Source organism: Acidovorax sp. ACV02 (assembly GCF_014851475.1).
Lineage (GTDB): Bacteria > Pseudomonadota > Gammaproteobacteria > Burkholderiales > Burkholderiaceae_C > Acidovorax > Acidovorax delafieldii.
The window spans coordinates 22,597-41,661 of sequence record NZ_JACUZU010000002.1; the positions used below are offsets into that span (position 1 = coordinate 22,597).

At 66.3% G+C, this 19,065-nt stretch carries 20 protein-coding genes; 10 read left to right on the forward strand and 10 right to left on the reverse strand.

All coding sequences use genetic code 11. The features are described from left to right. Window positions 1-26 precede the first annotated feature (26 nt). The 3 genes from IB236_RS04015 to IB236_RS04025 form a co-directional block, all read right to left on the reverse strand. The gene (locus IB236_RS04015; RefSeq protein WP_056068066.1) at window positions 27-494 is read right to left on the reverse strand and encodes a PTS sugar transporter subunit IIA; all 468 of its coding nucleotides are present in this window, start codon (window positions 492-494) and stop codon (window positions 27-29) included. A gap of 113 nt (window positions 495-607) precedes the next feature. Further along, the gene (gene hpf / locus IB236_RS04020; protein ID WP_015016131.1) at window positions 608-943 is read right to left on the reverse strand and encodes a ribosome hibernation-promoting factor, HPF/YfiA family; all 336 of its coding nucleotides are present in this window, start codon (window positions 941-943) and stop codon (window positions 608-610) included. 243 nt (window positions 944-1,186) lie between these two features. Next, window positions 1,187-2,416: an MFS transporter gene (locus IB236_RS04025; RefSeq protein WP_192419004.1), complete on the reverse strand. Its 1,230-nt coding sequence runs from the start codon at window positions 2,414-2,416 to the stop codon at window positions 1,187-1,189. A gap of 220 nt (window positions 2,417-2,636) precedes the next feature. On the opposite strand from IB236_RS04025, the gene IB236_RS04030 reads away from it, so the two are divergent. After that, window positions 2,637-3,560, forward strand: a complete 924-nt coding sequence (locus IB236_RS04030) for a phosphoribosylaminoimidazolesuccinocarboxamide synthase (protein WP_192419005.1) — start codon at window positions 2,637-2,639, stop codon at window positions 3,558-3,560. 42 nt (window positions 3,561-3,602) lie between these two features. Here the strand turns inward: IB236_RS04030 and IB236_RS04035 are convergent, their stop codons facing one another. Together IB236_RS04035 and trxA are read right to left on the reverse strand one after the other, a co-directional pair. Further along, window positions 3,603-4,277, reverse strand: coding sequence for an META domain-containing protein (locus IB236_RS04035; protein ID WP_192419006.1), 675 nt, complete (start codon window positions 4,275-4,277; stop codon window positions 3,603-3,605). A gap of 209 nt (window positions 4,278-4,486) precedes the next feature. Further along, entirely contained in the window at window positions 4,487-5,395 is a 909-nt protein-coding gene (gene trxA, locus IB236_RS04040; RefSeq protein ID WP_192419007.1) for a thioredoxin, read from the reverse strand. Window positions 5,396-5,551: 156 nt separating this feature from the next. Here trxA and purE point away from each other — a divergent pair, with 156 nt between their 5' ends. The 4 genes from purE (at window position 5,552) to IB236_RS04060 (ending at window position 9,272) form a co-directional block, all read left to right on the forward strand. After that, window positions 5,552-6,046, forward strand: coding sequence for a 5-(carboxyamino)imidazole ribonucleotide mutase (gene purE / locus IB236_RS04045; RefSeq protein ID WP_086913670.1), 495 nt, complete (start codon window positions 5,552-5,554; stop codon window positions 6,044-6,046). Next, window positions 6,043-7,212 (forward strand): 5-(carboxyamino)imidazole ribonucleotide synthase, encoded by a 1,170-nt coding sequence (locus tag IB236_RS04050; RefSeq protein ID WP_192419008.1) that lies wholly within the window; start codon window positions 6,043-6,045, stop codon window positions 7,210-7,212. Before purE ends, IB236_RS04050 begins: the two co-directional genes overlap by 4 nt. A gap of 14 nt (window positions 7,213-7,226) precedes the next feature. Next, entirely contained in the window at window positions 7,227-8,243 is a 1,017-nt protein-coding gene (locus IB236_RS04055; protein WP_192419009.1) for an L-threonylcarbamoyladenylate synthase, read from the forward strand. 75 nt (window positions 8,244-8,318) lie between these two features. After that, window positions 8,319-9,272 carry an SGNH/GDSL hydrolase family protein gene (locus IB236_RS04060; protein WP_192419010.1) on the forward strand — a complete coding sequence of 318 codons (954 nt, stop codon included), beginning with the start codon at window positions 8,319-8,321 and terminating at the stop codon, window positions 9,270-9,272. Window positions 9,273-9,360: 88 nt separating this feature from the next. Here IB236_RS04060 and IB236_RS04065 read toward each other — a convergent pair whose 3' ends face one another. From IB236_RS04065 to dacB, 5 genes are all read right to left on the reverse strand, one after another. After that, complete coding sequence (locus tag IB236_RS04065) at window positions 9,361-10,047, reverse strand: OmpW family protein (RefSeq protein WP_192419013.1); 687 nt, start codon at window positions 10,045-10,047, stop codon at window positions 9,361-9,363. A gap of 25 nt (window positions 10,048-10,072) precedes the next feature. Continuing rightward, entirely contained in the window at window positions 10,073-11,215 is a 1,143-nt protein-coding gene (locus tag IB236_RS04070) for an SGNH/GDSL hydrolase family protein (protein ID WP_192419015.1), read from the reverse strand. 165 nt (window positions 11,216-11,380) lie between these two features. After that, window positions 11,381-12,679, reverse strand: coding sequence for a lipase family protein (locus IB236_RS04075; protein ID WP_192419016.1), 1,299 nt, complete (start codon window positions 12,677-12,679; stop codon window positions 11,381-11,383). Between the two features lie 133 nt (window positions 12,680-12,812). Further along, window positions 12,813-13,082: a SemiSWEET transporter gene (locus tag IB236_RS04080; protein WP_015016142.1), complete on the reverse strand. Its 270-nt coding sequence runs from the start codon at window positions 13,080-13,082 to the stop codon at window positions 12,813-12,815. 31 nt (window positions 13,083-13,113) lie between these two features. Further along, window positions 13,114-14,589, reverse strand: coding sequence for a D-alanyl-D-alanine carboxypeptidase/D-alanyl-D-alanine-endopeptidase (dacB, locus tag IB236_RS04085; RefSeq protein ID WP_192419018.1), 1,476 nt, complete (start codon window positions 14,587-14,589; stop codon window positions 13,114-13,116). A 78-nt stretch (window positions 14,590-14,667) separates the two neighbouring features. Between dacB and IB236_RS04090 the strand changes: the two genes are divergently transcribed. The 5 genes from IB236_RS04090 to corA all read left to right on the forward strand — a co-directional run bounded on the left by IB236_RS04090 (window position 14,668) and on the right by corA (window position 18,995). Further along, the gene (locus IB236_RS04090; RefSeq protein ID WP_192419020.1) at window positions 14,668-15,648 is read left to right on the forward strand and encodes a DMT family transporter; all 981 of its coding nucleotides are present in this window, start codon (window positions 14,668-14,670) and stop codon (window positions 15,646-15,648) included. Between the two features lie 46 nt (window positions 15,649-15,694). Continuing rightward, complete coding sequence (gene tsaB, locus IB236_RS04095) at window positions 15,695-16,408, forward strand: tRNA (adenosine(37)-N6)-threonylcarbamoyltransferase complex dimerization subunit type 1 TsaB (protein WP_192419022.1); 714 nt, start codon at window positions 15,695-15,697, stop codon at window positions 16,406-16,408. A gap of 22 nt (window positions 16,409-16,430) precedes the next feature. Then, a complete protein-coding gene (rimI, locus tag IB236_RS04100; protein ID WP_056068154.1) occupies window positions 16,431-16,931 on the forward strand; it encodes a ribosomal protein S18-alanine N-acetyltransferase in 501 nt (166 codons plus the stop codon). Between the two features lie 54 nt (window positions 16,932-16,985). Then, complete coding sequence (locus IB236_RS04105; protein ID WP_225580968.1) at window positions 16,986-17,786, forward strand: uracil-DNA glycosylase family protein; 801 nt, start codon at window positions 16,986-16,988, stop codon at window positions 17,784-17,786. 222 nt (window positions 17,787-18,008) lie between these two features. Then, a complete protein-coding gene (gene corA, locus IB236_RS04110; protein WP_015016148.1) occupies window positions 18,009-18,995 on the forward strand; it encodes a magnesium/cobalt transporter CorA in 987 nt (328 codons plus the stop codon). The last annotated feature ends 70 nt before the right edge of the window (window positions 18,996-19,065 follow it).

Consider the following 19,065-nt stretch of genomic DNA (forward strand, 5'->3'; position numbering starts at 1 on the left):
ATCAGCGCAGGCGGCGGCGAAAGCACTCAGGCCGTTTGGGTGGATTGCCAGCCCGCGATCATGCCGTGCAGTTCGGCGGCATCAGCGCAGGCCTTGAGTTTTTCGCGCAAGGCAGAGTCGCTGAGCAACTCGGCAATCTCGGAGAGGATTTCCAGGTGCTTTTGCGTGGCCGCCTCGGGCACCAGCAAAAAGATCAGCAGACCCACCGGCAACTCGTCCGGCGCATCGAACCCAATGGGATTGAGCAACTGAAACACGGCCGCCATCGGGGCCTTGAGGCCTTTGATGCGCCCATGGGGAATGGCCACGCCATGACCGAGCCCGGTGGAGCCCAGGCGTTCGCGTGCAAACAGACTGTCGGTGATCAGCGCCCGGGAGAGGCCGTGCTGGCTCTCAAACAGCAGACCCGCTTCTTCAAAAGCACGCTTCTTGCTGGTGGCGTCCACGCTCACAAGCACTTGAGCGGAGGGCAGGATGGAGGCGAGTCGGTTCATGGTCAAGGGTAACAATTATGCACATATTGGCGAAAACCCTGAGCGCCGCGCGTCAGGCAACAAAAAAACCGCCCGAGAGGGGCGGCTGCTGTGCCAGGCTCAGGGCTGGCGCATCAAGCGTGCAGTTCGCGCTTGGCGGCTTCGTGGTGGTGATCTTGCAAACGGTCCTTGTGGCGGACCACCTGACGGTCCATCTTATCGACCAGTTCGTCCACAGCCGCATACAGGTCGGCGTGGGAGCTTTCGGCAAACAGGTCGCTGCCCTTGACGTGGATGTTGCATTCCGCTCGCTGTCTCTTTTCCTTTTCCTTTTGCTTCTCTACCGTCAGCAGTACCTTAACATCGACAACTTGGTCAAAATGGCGGGTGATCCGGTCCAGCTTGGTGGTGACGTAGTTGCGCAAGGCGGGAGTAACTTCGAGGTGGTGACCGCTGATCGTCAAGTTCATAAATAAGTCTCCTGTGGCTCTCGGTGGAAAAACGCCGTCCTGGATCAGAGGAGCGGCTCGGCGAACTTGGATGCATCTGTTGTTGACGTCGTGGGTTCACTATGCCCCTGCCCTCCCTGAAATGCAATCCCATACCGCCGCAGGCCGCTGGGTTATGCCCGGCAAGGTGCCAAGCACCCGAAAAGCGCGCACAATGGGTGGATTGAAGGGACTGGCCAAAGTGCAGCGCAAGCCCCTCCCTTGTCACCGTGCCGACGGCGTCGCGCCATGCAGCGTGAGGCGCCCCACCACCAGCATCGACAGCAGGCTGGCGCCGATGCCCACCAGCGCAGCCACCCAGTAGTTCTGTACCAGCCCCTGCGCATCGCGGCTGATCAGCACCCCTCCCACAAAAGACGCAACACCCATCGCCGCCGATTGCACGGAGGCGTTCAGCGTCATGAAGGTCCCCCGCAAAGGCGCGTGCGCCGCAGAGGCAATGATGGCCATGCCCGGAATCATGCGGCCACTGACAAAAGTGAACATCAGCGTGGACACCATCAACACGCCCCACAGCGGCAACCCCTGCACCAGCGTGATACCCAGGATGCAGGGAAGGCCTGCGAGGGCCAGCCACCGGAAGGTGGGCACCTTGCCATGCCGGTCTGTCATGCGCCCGAACAGCCGTGCCGTGAACAAGGTCACCACCCCGCCACACAGGTACACCAGCGGCACCTGATCGGCGCGCACACCCGCATTGGTCTGCATGTAAATGGTGATGTAGGGAATCACCGTAAAACCTGTAAACATCAGCAACGCCGAGAACAGAAATGCCCAACGGTGGTTGCCATCCGCCAGCACCTGGGTGATACCGCTCAGCACAGACCGCCCGTTGGCAGCCTGAACATGGCCCGCCATGGTCGGTAGCGTGCGGGCCGCCTGCACGGCCAGCACTCCCACCATGGCGGCAATGCCAATGAACGGCAGGTTCCAGCCCCCGTACTGCGCGAGGATCAGCCCCAGGGGCACGCCAGCCACCGTGGACACGGAAAACGACGTCATCACGATGCCCATGGCACGCCCTCGCCGCTCAAAGGGCACCACGTCCGCCACGATGGTCTGCGACAAGGCCGACAGCACGCCGCCAAAAGTCCCCGCGAGAATGCGTGCCACCATCAGCGTGCCGTACGTGGGCGCGAGGCCACACGCCAGCGTCGCCAGCCCAAACAGGCCATAGAGCACCAGCAGAAGCCGCTTGCGACCGAAGCGATCGATGTAAGTCGAAGCCAGCAGGCCTGACGCCCCCGCCGACAGCGTGTAGGCAGACACCAGCAAACCAAACTGCGCGTCGGTGATCGCAAACAGCTGCGTGAGCTGCGGGCCCAGCGGCATCATGATCATGAAATCCAGGATGTGGGTGAACTGGATGCCTGCCAGTGTCAGCAGCAGCCACAGTTCGCGGCGGGGAGAAAGCTCAGGCGTAGAAGAAGACACAGCAGACGGCCGCAGGGGCCCAGGCAGGTTCAGGGCCGCCCAGTGTGCCGCATGGCTGCCCGGGACACACCCTTCTCGGCGCATTCCCCGCGGAAACCGCCGCCCTTCAGAGCGGCGCGTAAAATCCATCGGTTGCGTCCAGGCCTCCCCTGCCGCGCGCCCCTTTCCCCTACGTTCTTCGGACTGCCCGCAGCGGACACCCACCGCCCACACCGACACCATGACCCAGCCCAGCTCCACCGCCCTGCACACTTCGGCCCTGACTTCGCTGCCCCTGCTGGCACGCGGCAAGGTGCGTGACAACTACGCCGTGGGCGACGACCGCATCCTGATGGTGGCCAGCGACCGCCTGTCGGCCTTCGACGTCATCATGGGCGAACCCATTCCAGGCAAGGGCGAGCTGCTCACGCAGATGGCCCTGTTCTGGTTCGACAAGCTCGGCCACATCTGCCCCAATCACCTCACAGGCGACGCACCCGAGAGCGTGGTGAGCCCCGAGGAAGCCCCTCAAATCCGTGGCCGCTCGATGCTGGTCCAGCGCCTCCAACCCATCCCGGTCGAAGCCGTGGTGCGCGGCTACCTGGCTGGCAGCGGCTGGAAGGAATACCAGGAATCGCGCTCGGTCTGCGGCGTGCCCCTGCCCGACGGCCTGACCAACGCCGCCAAGCTGCCCGAACCCATCTACACGCCCGCCGCCAAGGCCGCCATGGGCGAGCACGATGAGAACATCACCTTCGAGCGCACGGTGGAGATGATTGGCCTGGACCTGGCCACCCGCATCCGCGATCTGAGCATTGCCATCTACAAGGCCGCGGCCGACATCGCGCTCACCAAGGGCATGATCATTGCCGACACGAAATTCGAGTTTGGCCTGGCCCCTGACGGCACGCTGGTGCTGATGGACGAGGTGCTGACCCCCGACAGCTCCCGCTACTGGCCAGTGGAGGGCTACGCTGAAGCCCTAGCCAAGGGGGAGAACCCGCCCAGCTACGACAAGCAGTTTGTGCGCGACTGGCTGGAGCAGGCCCAGGTCAACGGCAAGCCCTGGGACAAGACAGCGCCTTCACCCCGCCTGCCCCAGGCGGTGATTGAAAAGACGGCGGCCAAGTACCGTGAGGCACTGGAGCGGCTGACATCGGCATAAACCTGCTGTGGGAGTGGCACCCGCCAAAAGCCCGTTAGGCGCCTAGCCCAGCGGCGTCTCGACGGCTTCAAAACGCAGCAATTGCTCGCCTTCGGCCCCCCGTAGCAAGAGCTGCGTGCCGACCTGGCGAAAGCCCCGCACCGCCAGCAGCGCCTCAAAATACTGGGCCTCTAGCCCACTGCTTTGCAGGCACAAGCTGATGTTGGACACGAGCTGCCCCATGCGTAGGTGTCCGCTTTGAGGTTGCCACTCATAGTCAGCGAGAAAGCGGTTGCAGCCGCCCGAGCCTGTCACACGTGGCTCATCTGCCTGGAAAACCAGATGGGGCACCGCCGCACCATCGGCAGGACGGGATAAAGCCTCCCCAGCCATTTCGACGAGCCGCCAATGGGTCAGAAGCAGGGGCACGGACGCCTCCACGGTGGCAGCCAGCGGCAGCAGCCGCTGCATTTGAACATCAACATGGCGGTAGGCCGTGTCCTGCGGCACTGGATAGCGCCTGTCGCTGGCCAGCAGCAACCGCCCCTCCAAGGTGACGGTGGTCCGCACCTCATAACGCCCCTTGGGCACAAACCGCGCAGAGGGGTAGGGAATCCACAGCGCGTAAGGGGGCTGACCTGCAGGTTGGCGGCGCTGGCGCCCCAAAACGACAGGCGGCTGGTCTGGCTGGGTCACATCCAGCAAAGTGGCCTCAAAAACAGCCTCGGGCGGCAGCATGACACGCTCTCGCGAAAGCGCCACCCCCGTAACCACGGCGTCTGGAGCAGGGGGACGCGTCACGCAACCAGTCACCCCCAGTATCCACACCACAACGCCGCCATAGAGCCGGCGGCGTAGGCAGCCTAGACGTGACCCATTGCGCCTGGGTGGCAATTGGATGGAGAGCGCCTGCGTCGCGCCGTTCACCACTGCAACCTCTTGAGCCCTCAGCTCAGCACGACACTCGACAACCGCCGGCGGTAGGTGACCACCACCGGGTCTTCGGGCGGGATCTGGCCCTCGGCGACCTTGGGCTTGGGCGCCTCGATCAGTTCGAGGATGGCGACGTAGGTCTTTCGGGCGATCTCTTCGCTCCACGCCTTGTCGCGCATGAGGATTTCGAGCAGTTCGTCCATGGCGTCGGTCCAGCGCTGCTGGGTGATGAGCCAGCGGGCCCGGGCATAGCGGGTGTCGAAATCCCGCTTGTTCGCAGCGATTTTTGCCTCAAATTCGGCCTCAGCGCTAGCGTCATATGCGTCAGACGCTACAAAATCAAGAGCATCCATCCAGGTCTTGAGGGCCCCCAGCTTGCGCGACATGGCGGCCTTGGCAATCACGGGAGCAAAAGCCACCTTGGCATCGTCCTCGCGCCCCAGCTGCAGCAGCAGCTTGACGTAGTCAAAGCGCGCGTCATCGTTGGCGGGGTCGGTCACGACGGCATGCTGCAGCTTCTCCAATGCGGTGCCGGTATCGCCTCCGGCGAGAGCTTCCTGCGCCTCTTCTTCCTCGGCCTCGGCCACCATCTCTTCAGCGGTGGGGACGTGCTTGTCGAGGAAGGCGCGCACCTGGCCTTCGGGCAAAGCGCCCATGAAACCATCGACAGGCTGACCGTTCATCAGCAGCACGCAGGTAGGAATGCTGCGGATTCCGAACATGCCCGCCAGCTGCTGTTCCTGGTCGGAGTCGATCTTGGCGAGCTTGAAGCGGCCCGCGTATTCCGTCTCCAGCTTCTCCAGCACCGGCCCCAAGGACTTGCAGGGGCCACACCAGGGCGCCCAGAAGTCCACCAGCACGGGCACGTTCATCGAGGCGGCAACCACCTCGGCTTCAAAGTTCTCTACGGTGACGTCAATCATGATGGTGTGGGGCCCGGGGCCTATGGAGCGGTTTGCGCGCTATTTTGGCCCATCGAAACAGCCCCACACCCGCCAGGGAGGCGCAAAAAGTAAAATCGCGGGTTCTACCTATAGCGGCTGGGCAGGCAAGGCCTGCCGGCCAGCACCTTCCACACCATGAAACCCATCCAGATCGGCGTGGTCATGGGTTCCAGCAGCGACTGGGACACCATGCAGCATGCAGTGCAAATCCTTGAACAGTTCGGCATCGCGCACGAGGCCCGCGTGGTGTCGGCCCACCGCATGCCCGACGACATGTTTGCCTACGCCGAGGCCGCCGCAGGCCGGGGGCTGAAGGCCATCATCGCCGGGGCCGGCGGTGCTGCCCACCTGCCCGGCATGATCGCCGCCAAGACCCCCGTGCCCGTGCTGGGCGTGCCCGTGGCCAGCCGCCACCTGCAAGGCGTGGATTCGCTGCACTCCATCGTACAAATGCCCAAAGGCATCCCCGTGGCGACGTTTGCCATCGGCACCGCCGGCGCGGCCAACGCCGCCCTGTTTGCCGTGGCCCTGCTGGCCAATGAGAGCCCCGAGCTGCGCCAGCGCCTGGAAGCCTTCCGCGCCGAGCAGACGGAAGTGGCCCGCAACATGACCCTGCCGCCCGCCGCATGAGCGCCGCCATGCAACCCTTGCTCCCCGGATCGACGTTGGGTGTTCTGGGTGGCGGCCAGCTGGGCCGCATGTTCGTCCACCAGGCCCAGGCCATGGGCTACTTCACGGCCGTGCTCGATGCCGACCCCACCAGCCCTGCCGGGCTGGTGAGCCACCACCACATCCAGACAGGTTACGAAGACCCGCAGGGCCTGGCCGAGCTGGCCCGTCTGTCGGATGCGGTGACCACCGAGTTCGAGAACGTACCCGCTGCCGCACTGGCCACCCTGGCCGCGCAACGCCCCGTGTCGCCCGCCGCCAGCGCTGTGTCGGTGGCGCAGGACCGTGCACGCGAGAAGGCGCACTTTGTGGCCTGCGGCGTGCCCTGCGCGCCGTATGCGGTGATCGAAACGGCAGAACAAGTGACCGCTGTATCGACCGACCTGCTGCCAGGCATTCTGAAAACGGCCCGCATGGGCTACGACGGCAAGGGCCAGGTGCGCGTGAAGACGCCCGCCGATCTGGCCGCCGCCTGGGATTCGGTCGGCCAAGTGGCCTGCGTGCTGGAGAAGATGCTGCCGCTGCAGCTGGAATGCTCCGTCATCGTGGCGCGTGGTGCCGATGGGACGATGGTGCACCTGCCGGTGCAGCGCAACCTGCACCGCGACGGCATCCTGGCCGTGACCGAGGTTTATGAAGGAAATCTGCCGCAAGCGCTAGTGGATCAAGCGGTAGCCGCTGCAAAATCTGTAGCAGAAGGCCTGCAGTATGTGGGCGTGCTGTGCGTGGAGTTCTTCGTGCTGCAGGACGGCAGCCTGGCGGTCAACGAGATCGCACCGCGCCCACACAACAGCGGTCACTACAGCCAGAACGCCTGCGATGTGTCGCAGTTCGAGCTGCAGGTGCGCACCATGGCCCGCCTGCCGCTGACGCAGCCGCGCCAGCACAGCGCTGCCGTCATGCTGAACCTGCTCGGCGACCTGTGGTTTGCCCACGGCGACGCGGCGCAGACCCCGCCCTGGGCCCAGGTACTGGCCCTGCCCGGCACCCACCTGCACCTGTATGGCAAGCGCGACGCCAAGCGCGGCCGCAAGATGGGGCACCTGAACATCACCGCCGCCACCCCCGAGGCTGCGCGCGCCACGGCCCTGCAGGCCGCAGCGCTGCTGGGCATCGAGCCCTTCTGAGCCAGGCTGTTTCCATGATTCTCGACGGCAACGACCCCCAGGCCATCGCCACCGCTGCACGCGCAGTGCGCAGCGGCGCCCTGCTGGGTCTCCCCACCGAAACGGTGTATGGCCTCGCAGCCGATGCCAGCAGCGATACCGCCGTGGCGCAGATCTTCGCGGCCAAGGGGCGGCCCAGCGACCACCCGCTGATCGTGCACGTGGCCAATGCCGAGGGCATTGCGCATTTCGCCAGTGAAGTGCCCGGCTTTGCACAAAAGCTCGTGGATGCCTTCTGGCCCGGCCCGCTCACGCTCATCCTGCCGCGCTTGCCCGGCGTAGCCACCGCCGCCACCGGCGGGCAGGACAGCGTGGGATTGCGCTGCCCCGCGCACCCCGTGGCCCACGCCCTGCTGGTGGCCTGCGCGGCCGCTGGCGACAGCAATGAGGCCGGCGGCCCTCCCGTGTGGGGCGTTGCAGCCCCCAGCGCCAACCGTTTTGGCCGCGTGAGCCCCACCACCGCCCAGCATGTGCAGGACGAGCTGGGCGACGACCTGCTGGTGCTGGACGGCGGGCCCTGCGATGTGGGCATTGAAAGCACCATCGTGGACTGCACGCGTGGTGTGCCGGTGCTGCTGCGGCCCGGCGCCATCACCCGGGCGCAGATTGCGGCCGCTTGCGGCATGGCCCCGCTGTCCAAGGAAGACCTCCCCACGGCCACACCCCGCGCCTCGGGCACGCTGGAGGCCCACTATGCCCCCAGCGCCAAGGTGCGGCTGATGGACGCGAAGGCACTGCAGACCAGCCTGGACCTGCTGGGTACCGATGCCGCCCACATTGCGATCTATGCCCGCGCTGCGTTGCGCAGTCGGTCCTCCAAGCTGGTCATGCGGCGCATGCCCGATGACGCGGCTGCCACGGCGCAGCAGCTGTTCGCCGTGCTGCGCGGTTTTGACGACGAGGGCGTGAAGCTGATCTGGATCGAGACCCCGCCGGCGAGCCCCGACTGGGAGGGCGTGCGCGACCGCCTGCAGCGCGCCTCCGCCGCCTGACCCGGCACGATGGCGCCGCTTTACATCCGTTGACTTTGCGTCGTTAAACTACCCCCCACTTTTCTGGAGAAATACATGGCAGCAAATTGGATGCGCCGCACCATCATGGTCGCCGCATGTGCGTCGGCCGCGTTGCTCGCGGCCTGCGGTTCCAGCACCACCGAATCGGCCATCTCGCCCCAGCGCTTTATTGCGTTCGGCGACGCCATGAACGATGTGGGGCAAAACGGCTCGCGTTACACGGTCAATGACGGCAGCGTCAACAACTGGACCCTGCAACTGGTGGCCAACTACGGCAAGTCGCTCGCCCCGGTCTCCGCAGGCGGCCTGAGCTACGCCACTGGCAACGCCCGCGTCAGCGCCAAGCCCGACGCCGCAGGCAATGCCAGCACCCGGACCGTCACCGAACAAATCGATACCTTTCTGGCCAGTGGCAGCTTTGCGGCCACCGACGTGGTGATCGTGAGCGGCGGTATCAGCGACGTGATCGCCGGCATGGCCGCTGTGAACGCAGGCACCCAGACCCAGGACGCCATGGTGGCCGCCGCCCGCAAGGCTGGAGAGGACCTGGCTGCACAGGTGCGCCGCTTGGTGACGGCGGGCGCCAAGTATGTGGTGGTGACCGGCACCTACGACCTGAGCAAGACCCCCTGGGCCAAGACCATCGGCCGCGAAGCCCTGCTGAGCAACGCCAGCAGCCGCTTCAACGAAGGCCTGCTGGTGGGCATCGTGGACCTGGGCGCCAACGTGCTGTACGTGGACTCGGCCTACTACGTGAACCTGTACACCAGCGTGCCTGGCAACTACGGTTTCAACAACTCCACGGCGGCAGTGTGCACGTCGGTGGATGCAACCAACGGTATCGGCATTGGCGCAGGCCAGGTCAACTCGGCCCTGTGCACGTCCTCCACGCTGCTGTCGGGTGCCAATGCCACCTCGTTCGTGTTTGCTGACACCGTGTACCTCACGCCGTCGGCCCAGCGCCAGTTTGGCACCTACGCCTACGACCGCCTGCGCGCGCGCTGGTAAGACGGAGCGCTGCAGGCGCCCCGAAACAAAAAGGCCGCCCCGAGGGCGGCCTTTTTTTGTGGGCAGCTGGTCTGCCACCTTGTGCGGATCAGAACCGATACACCACGCCCAATGCCACCACGTTGGGGTTGAGCTTGACGTCAATGGTCTGCCCTGTGGACAGGGTGTTGCGGGTCTTCACAAAAGTCTTGTAGTACGCCACGTCCAGCGACCACTGGTCGTTGAGCGCAACGCTCACCCCCACCTGAGGCGTGAGGCCAAACCGCGATTCAGCGCTCAGCGTGGTGGGACGGGAGGGGCTGCCGCCGGTCAGACCGGTCAGCGCGGCGGTACCCCGCTCCTTGAAGAACTTGGCGTAGGTCACGCCCAGGCCCACGTAGGGGCGCACCCGCGCATTGGCCTCCAGAAAACGGTACTGCGCGAACACGGTCATGGGCAGCACCTTGACCTCGCCGATCTTGCCCACGCCGCCGATGGCTCCGGCGCCCATGATGTCGTGCTTGAAAGGCAGCGCCAGAGGCACGTCCACCGCCCAGTGGTCGGTGAGCATGTAGGTGATGCCGCCAGCCAGCTGGGTGTCGGCATGCACGTCCACCTTGGTGCCCGTGAAGCTGGGCGCCGACAGGTCGCCACTGGTGACCTGGGGCGCGATTTGCGTGGCGCCCACGCGCACCAGCCAGCTGCCAGCGGTCTGGGCCTGCGCGCCGCCGGACAGGATGAGCGCCAGTGCGGCCACAACGCCAGCCAGGGAAGGGGTGATGGTTTTGTTTTGCATGGTGTTTGAACCCTTCAACAGCCGATTACAGCCAACCCGCACGGGCCAGCGAACGCGAGACCAGCTGGCTGACCAGCTGGTGGCCATACGGCGTGGGGTGGAAGCTGTCGGAGAACGCATAGGTCTTCCACCAGTCCGCGCCGCCCGTGGCGCCTGCGGGCGGCGTCTGTGCCGACAAAGCTGCCGCCGTGCACGTAGGGAAGGTATAGGTGGGCAGGCCGTCAGCACCTTGGCCGGTCATGGGGCACGCGGTGTTCTTGGCATTGGTCAGCCCGAACTGCGCGGGGTTGGCCACCTGGTCGTTGAACGAGGTGTAGAAGTCCACCACCACCACCTTGCTGTTGCCCGCAAAACGTTTGGCCAGCTGGGCGTTGAAGGCTTCAAGCCAGGCCTTGAGTAGCCCCTGCACTTGCGCGCTCGCGGCGGCGCCGGCCGACGCCGTGATGCCGCCGAGCACCTGTTGCAGACGCGGCGTCTTGTCGATGGCGGGCATGTTGAGCACCGCCACACGCTGCGCGCCCTTGCTCAAGGCATTGGCTTCGATCGCGTCGTGGAACTTGTCGGCCAGCGCCACCATGTAGGCGCCGCCCACCTGGGCCTGGCCCGTAGCACCGCCCGCCAGGCCGGCGTTCACCGTAGCCGCTGGCAGCAAGGTGGATAGCAGGGCACCGAAGGCCTTGCCGCCATCCTTGGAGGCCGACAGGTAGGCACCGATGAGGTCCGCAGCGTCGTTGCCACCGCCGTCGATCAGCAACAGGTCCCCCGCGCTGAAGCCGTCGGCCCCTGCATCGGTCAGTTGCTTGACGATGGAGACAGGCGACGCGGGGGCCGTGAAGTTGTTGATGCGCCCGCCGCCAATGGCGTAGTTGGTACAACCCGCCGCTGTGTTGAACGCGCTGCCAGTGGACACATAGCGGGGGCAGAGCGTGTTTGCGTAGCTGCTAGCCACCAGCTCGGGCCAGATGGGTGTGGACGCTGGGCCTGTGGGCGCACTGCCCTGCACCGTGAACTTGAAGCCAAACGTGCCGCTGTCTGCAATGCTGTCGCCCATGACCTTGACCGTCTTGATGGGCGCCACCGGAGAGGTGTCGGCACCGCCGCCCCCACACGCCACCAGCAGCGATGCTGCCGCCAGAGAAACCCACAAAGCCTTGCGCTGAAAAACCATCGGTATCACTCCTGTTATCGTAAAAATAGAACGACCGTGCTATTCCTCGCAAATCATATTCGCCAACAAAAAAAAGCCCCACCGGGTAAACACCGGTGGGGCTTAGGTGGCGGGTTCTAAAAGCCTGTGGGGCCCGTTCAGCGCTTCACACAGGCATCACGGCTGTCATTTGACGGTGTCGAACACGGCCTTGGCCTGCGCATGGCAGAACGGCGGCTCGTAGGTGCCGTGGTAGCTGCCGTAGTAGGTGGCAAAGGCTGCCGAGTTAGGGTCGGTGGGCGCCTTGCCGCCAGGGCCGTAGGTGGCCTGGATGGCAGCGTCCACATCGACTGTGTTGACGTTCGTCACACCCCGGCTGTCAAAGTCGGCTTTCATGACGACCATGTGAACGGCCGGCGGCACGGTGGGGTCGCCAGCACCGCCACACAGCATCACACGCGCCTTGGGGGTCCAGCCCAGCAGGTCGTTCTTTTTGGCGGCCAGGTACAGCGGGTGGGTGGTGCTGGTCTGGGAGCCGGTGATGAACGCCGACTGGAACAGCGCGTCGCGCGCCTGGTTCGGTGTGCCCGACGGCAGCGTGCCCGTGGTCACCAGGGTGGTGTAGTTGAGCGTGGGGTTGGGCAGCAGGTTCTCGATGTAGCCGGAGTACGGCGCCTTGAACACATCCTTCACGTCGGTATAGACGTTGCCATAGACCTTCTGCCAGGACGTCACGAGGTAGGGCACAAAGAACTGCACGCCCGCGATCGCGTCCGGAATGCGCAGCGAGCCCGACAGGTTGTAGGGGCCTGCCAGGTGCGCGCCTGCGACCACATTGAATTCGTTGCCGTAGTCCCGCTCGGCTGCGCGCTGCGCTGCCATGGACGAGTGGCCGCCCTGCGAGTACCCGGTGAACATCACCTTGCCCGACAGCGTGGCCCCCACAGTGCCCGCCGCATTGCGTGCAGCACGCACCGAGTCGATGACCGATGTGGCTTCCGAGTCGGCATGCAGGTAGGGGTGATAGCTGTAGCCCGACTTGGCAAAGCCCAGGTAGTCGGTGGCCACCACGGCATAACCCTGCGCGGCGTACATGGCCGCCAGCAGGAAGGTTTCGTTGTCCTGCGGGTTGGCCAGGGTGCGGGGCTTTTGCACATCGGTGCCCTTGGCATAGGCCACCAGGGGCGCTGCGGTGGTGCAGGCGCCGGCAGGCACCAGCATCACGCCCGAGGCGTTGGTGTTTTCGCCGCTCTTGGCACCCACGGTCGCATAGTTCAGCGACACCACCTTCACATCGCACTTGGCCTTGCCGCTGATCGCCTGCAGGCCGCTGCTGGCCGTGGCCGCGTCGATCTGCGCCACGGTGAGCGTCGTGAGCGTGGCGGGGGGGTCGATCAGTGCGCCGCGCGCCGGGTCGTCAGAGCCACCGCAGGCGACAAGCAGGACCGCTGCAGCGGCCACACAGGTAAGGCGGAAATAGGTCATGGATGGATACCTCGGTCAGTGAAGAACGACGCATCGTGCGCGCACCTGCGCTGCAGCATCCATAGGGGATAACGCGGGAGGACGGGCGCCGCCAGACACCTAGGCGACAGCGCGCGCAGGCCTGTTAGACCAGTCAGTCGGGACGGCGCACGCCGTACAAAACCTTCATGCCCAGGATGGTGCCCGCGAGGGCCAGGGTGATGGCATTGGCCACCACGATGGGCCAGGCCGCCAGCGCCAGGCCGTAGGCCAGCCACAGCGCGACCCCCACGGTAAAGACGCTGTACATGCCCAGCGAGATACCGCTCACGTCCCGCGTGCGAAAGGTGTGCAGGGCCTGCGGCACGAAGCTGCAGGTGGTCAGGCAGGCGGCCAGGTAGCCGATCAGTTCATGGAGTTGCATGGTGGGGAAAACGCAGGGCAGCAGCAATTATTCACTGCTCGCGCGCCGTCCAGTCGATGAGGCTGTCGAGCACGGGCCGCGCTGCCCCTGCATTGGCGTGGTTGACCACCGCCACCAGCACATAGCGGCGCCCGCTGGCGGCATGCACATAGCCTGCAACGGCCATCACGTCGCGCAGGCTGCCCGTCTTGAGGTGGGCGGTGCCAGCACGGCTCTGGCTGCGGCGCAGCGTGCCGTCCACACCCGTGATCGGCAGCGACGCCACCAGCTCGGGCATCACGGGCGATACCCAGGCCACCTGCAGCATGCGGGCCAGGGCCTGTGCGGTCAGGCGTGCGTCGCGGCTGAGCCCGGCGCCGTTGTCCACCTGCGGCAGGTCGGCATCGCCCATGCGGGCCTGCCACCACTGGCGCAGCACCTCGCGGGCGCCGTCGAATGTGGCCACGCCATTTTTTTGCAGCGCCAGGGTCAGAAAGACCTGCTGCGCCATCACGTTGTTGCTGTACTTGTTCACGTCGCGCACCACCTCGGCCAGTGCAGGGGACGGGACCACAAACGCGGGCTTGAGGCCCGGGGGCACCTTGCCGTCGCGCACGCTGCCCGTGAGCTTGCCACCCAGTTCGCGCCACATGCCCTCCACCGCCCTCGCCGCAAAGCCACGCGGGTCGGCCGCCGCCACCGGCCACACCCGCTCGCCACACGCAGCGGGGTACACGCCCTGGAACGACACCTTCGAGGGGTCCGACAACTCCGCACGCAGAGCGGTCCGCCAGTCACCACAGTCGGCGCCCGGCGCCGCCAGCGCCACGGTGGGCTGGCGCTGCATCCCGGCCAGGGGCGGGTCGTACTGGACGCGCGCCAGGCCAGCGGCAGCATCGGGCACAAAGGTCATCACCGACGATTTGTAGTTGAGCAGCAGGGCGTCGGGTGAGGCGTTGTAGGGCCGCAGCGGCTCGCCATCAAACCGTGCCGGGTCCTGGTCCGGCACGTCGAACGCCGTGCGGTCCAGCACGATATCGCCCACGATGACCTGGATGCCCTGGCCCTGCAGCCGCCGCATCAGCAGCCACAACCGCTCCATGACCAGCTTGGGGTCGCCCTGGCCCTGGATGTAGACATTGCCCCGCAGGCTGCCGTCCTGCACCGTGCCTTGCACATACACCGGCGTGTTCCAGACATAGGCAGGGCCCAGCTGCTCCAGCGCCGCATAGGTGGTCACCAGTTTCATCACCGACGCGGGGTTCACAGGCACCTGGGCACGGTGTGCAAGGCGCGGGCTGGCCTTGCCTGCAGCTTGCGCGTCCACCACCACCACCGACAGGGACTCGCGCGGCAGCTTGGCGCGCGCCAGGGTGGCCTCCACCTCGGGCGGCAGCGAGCCAGCAGGCGACCCGCCCGTCTGCGCCCCCGCCAGGCCCGCCCCGCCTGCGGCCACTAGCCACGCAGCCGCACAACCCACCACACCACGCAGCACACGGCGGCGCCAAAGAGCAGAAACAGACAACATGGCGGGGAGTCTATCGCCCGCGCACCCGCACCAGGCCCCGCGCCAGCACGGCATGCGGCGGGCGCCGATAATCGCGCGATGCGTTTTTCTCCCCGCACCATCGGCCTGCTGGCGGCCGTGGTCACCGTCACCATCTGGACGGGCTTCATCATCATCGCCCGCGCCTCGGCCCAGCGCACGCTCACCCCGTTCGACATCGCACTGCTGCGCATTGTGGGCGCCAGCCTGGTGCTGCTGCCCTGGGGCTGGTGGATGGTGCGACGGCGCCAGACAGCATTGGAGGCCTCGGCACCGCCATCCAGCCTCGCGGGTATCTCCCCCTTGCCCTTGCGCACCACGGCGCTGCTGGGCAGCTTTGGCGGGCTGCTGTACGCGCTGCTGGCCTATTCAGGGTTCTTCCATGCACCGGCCACCCATGCGGCGGTGCTCATGCCGGGCAGCTTGCCGCTGTGGACGGCGCTGCTGGCCGCCTGGTTGCTGCGCGACCACATCACGCCGCTGCGCGCTGCAGGCCTGGCGCTGATCGTGGCGGGCGACCTGCTGGTGGGTGGGCGCAGCCTGCTGGCGGCGTTTTCGGGCGGGGACGTCTGGAAGGGCGACCTGCTGTTCATGCTGGCCGCGTCGTCCTGGGCCACCTACAGCGTGCTGGCGCGGCGCCACGCGGTCGATGCGGTGCAGGCCACCATCGCCATCACCGCGTTTGCCTGCGTGGTGTACCTGCCCAGCTATGCGCTGCTGGTCTGGCTGGGCGCGGTCACCAGCCACCTGGCCCAGGCGCCATGGAGCGAGATCGCGTTCCAGATGCTGTTCCAGGGTGGTGGCTCCGTGGTGGTCTCCGGCATTGGTTTCACGCGCATGATCCAGCACTACGGCCCCGTGCGCTCGACCATGATCACGGCCCTGGTGCCCGGTCTGTCCGCCATGGGGGCGGTGATTTTCCTGGAAGAGCCGATGCACTGGAATCTGGTGGTCGGCCTGCTGCTGGTCACCACCGGTATCCTCCTGGGCGTGCTGCGCAAAAGCCAAGCCCCGTCCACCCCAGCCACAGCCACCTCCTGACCGCCCGCTCACCGACCGGGCCACCCAAGATCTTCCAACCCTGCCCATGAATCTGCTCGCCTTTGACACCAGCACCGACACCCTCTCCATCGCCGTGCAGCATGGCGATGGGGTCTGGCAGCACCAGGGGCCGGGGGGCGCACAGGCCTCGGCGGCGCTGATCCCCGCCGTGCGTGCGCTGATGGCGCAGGCGGGCCTGACTTTCGACATGCTGGATGCGGTGGTGTTCGGGCGCGGCCCTGGCTCTTTCACCGGACTGCGCACCGCCTGCGCCGTGGCCCAGGGGCTGGCCTTTGGCGCCAAGGGCGGTCAGGGCGTGCCGGTATTGCCCGTGGACACCCTGCTGGCCGTGGCTGAGGAAGCACGCCAGCAACACGGCTGTACCCACGTGGTGGCGGTGCTGGATGCCCGCATGGACGAGGTCTACCACGCGCGTTGCGAATGGTTGCCCGCCGAAGCCCGCTGGCACGCAGACGAAGACTTTGGCCTGGGGGCGCCCGAGTCGGTGCAGCCGCCCGATGGCTGGACGTTAGCCGGCAATGCCCGCGCAGCCTATGGCGACCGGCTGGCACCGACCGCCACGCACATCACTGCTTTACCCACCGCCACGGCCCTGCTGCGCTTGGCGCCCGCGCTGATTGCCGCGGGCCATGCCGTGGCCGCTGGTGACGCCCTGCCGCGCTATATCCGCGATAAAGTGGCGCAAACCACCGCTGAACGCGCCGCACTGCGCGCCGCCCAGGCGGCTGTGACGCCCTGAAAAAAGGGTGAACGAATCCAGCATGAGCGCACTGCCTACCTCCTCCACATCGCCGTCCGATGCCAGCCAAAACCGCCCCGAGGCGCGCTTTGAGGCCCTGACCCTGGCCCGGCTCGATGCCGTGCTGGCCGTGGAGCAGCGCGCCTATTCGCACCCCTGGACCCGTGGCAACTTCACCGACGCCATGGCGTCTGGCTACGAGACGCAGCTCCTGATGGCGGACGACCATCTGCTGGGCTACTTTGTGGCCATGATGGGGGTGGATGAGGTGCACCTGCTCAACATCACCGTCACCCCCGAATACCAGCGCCAGGGCTGGGCCCGCGTGCTGCTGGACGCCCTGGCCTTGTGGTCACGCGGGCGCGGTGCACAATGGCTGTGGCTGGAGGTGCGGGCGAGCAACCTGCGCGCCCAGCAGATCTACCAGACCCACGGATTCCGCCGCGTGGGCGACCGCAAGCGTTACTACCCCGCAGCACACGGACAGCGCGAAGATGCCGTGGTCATGAGCCTGGCGCTCTGACCCCGCACCGCACCCCGTACCTGCTGAACCACCGATGGCCTGCTTTCTTTCCGTATGAGCCTCCACCTCGATGCGCGCCAGCGCGCCATGCTGCAAGAAATGGGCGTCACCGTGTGGGGCCCATCCCCCGCCCAGGAGGCCATCGCCCAGCCCCCGGCAATCGCTTCTGCGGCTCCTGCGGCCGTGGCAGCACCTGCCATGGCGCCGCCGCGCGCACAAACACAGACACCGTCCCCTGCGCTCGCCGAGCGCCCCCAAGCGCCGCCGGCCCACACCACCAGCCGCAGCGCACCGCCGGCTCCGACTCCTGCACCTGCCACCACAGGCGCGGCCACGCCCGCCCTGCGGCTGCACCCACCCCAGACGCTCTACCCCACCGCCGACCCGGCGCAAACGCCCGCCGGGTTGGGCAGGGGCTGGCTCATCGTGGCCGAGAGCTTGACCCCCGCCGAGCCCCTGGGTGGCGATGCGGGCCGCTTGCTCGACAACATGCTGCGGGCCATGCAATTGCACCGCCACCCGCGCGTGTTCCTGGCCGCGCTGGAGCGGTCTGCGCCTGGCACGGAAGCCAGCACCGACATCCCGGCCACCCTGGCCGACACCGTGGCCCACCTGCAGCCCGCCATGGTGCTGGTGCTGGGCCATGTGGCGGCACGCGCGGCGCTGGGCCGCACCGAGCCCCTGGGCCGCCTGCGCGCAGGTCCGCATGTGCTGGCCGGGTGCCCGGCGGTGGTGACCTACGACCCCGCCTTTTTGCTGCGCTCGCAGGACAACAAGGCCGCCGCCTGGGCCGACCTGTGCCGGGCGCTGGCCATGGTGCGCAGTGCCGAGGCCGAGGCCGAGGCCGAGGGCTGAGAGCCTGTTGGCAGGGCCCCAGCCCCCTTCCATGCCCCCCGCCGGACCGGCGAGATCATCGCCCGGTGCCATAATCCGCCGCTTGCCTAATTTTTACGGAGACAGCTCCTTGGAAACCTACCCGAGTTGGTAGCTTTCAGCTCCCGGCGCATTTGACTGCTGTGGGGTTGAAAGCACCCCTACCCCTACACCGCAGACGCCAAAAAACAAGGGAGTGAGCCCATGCTCAACATCTTTACGCTCGCCAATGGCCGGCTGTTCCAGGAAGAAATCGAGTCCCTGGAAGAGCTGACCAAGTTCCAGCCGATCTGGGTGGACCTGGAAGCCCCGACGCTCGAAGAGAAGCGCTGGATCAAGCAGCACTACGGCCTGTCCATCCCCGAGGATGCGATGGACGAGGACATCGAGGAATCCGCCCGCTTCTACGAGGAAGACAACGGCGAGCTGCACATCCGCAGCGACTTCTTGATCGATGACGACGAAGACCCCCGTTCGGTGCGCGTGGCCTTCATTCTGAACCAGCACAACACCAACCTCAAGAGCCGGGGCGTGCTGTTTTCCATCCACGATGAAGACGTGCCCGTGTTCCGCCTGCTGCGCATGCGCGCGCGCCGCGCGCCCGGGCTGATTGAAGACGCCAAGGAAGTGCTGCTCAAGCTGTTCGACGCCGACGCCGAATACTCGGCCGACACGCTGGAGAACATCTACGACGAGCTGGAGGCCGTGAGCAAGCAGGTGCTGGCCGGCGACGTGACCGACACCCGCGCCGGCGAGGTGCTGGCCGCCATCGCCCGCCAGGAAGACTTGAACGGTCGTATCCGCCGCAACGTGATGGACACGCGCCGCGCCGTGAGCTTCATGATGCGCTCCAAGATGCTCAACTCCGAGCAGTTCGAGGAAGCCCGCCAGATCCTGCGCGACATCGAGTCGCTGGACAACCACACGGCGTTCCTGTTCGACAAGATCAACTTTTTGATGGACGCCACGGTCGGTTTCATCAACATCAACCAGAACAAGATCATCAAGATCTTCTCGGTGGCCAGCGTCGCCTTGCTGCCACCCACACTGATCGCCAGCGTGTACGGCATGAACTTCAAGTTCATGCCCGAGCTGGACTGGTCGCTGGGCTACCCGTATGCGCTGGGCCTGATGCTGGCGAGCGCGCTCGGGCCCATGTGGTACTTCCGCAAGCGGGGCTGGTTGAAGTAGCCCCCTATGGCGCTGCGCGCCTTCCCCCCGAGGGGGGACGCCTCCAGCGGCCCGGCAAAGCCGGTTCCGC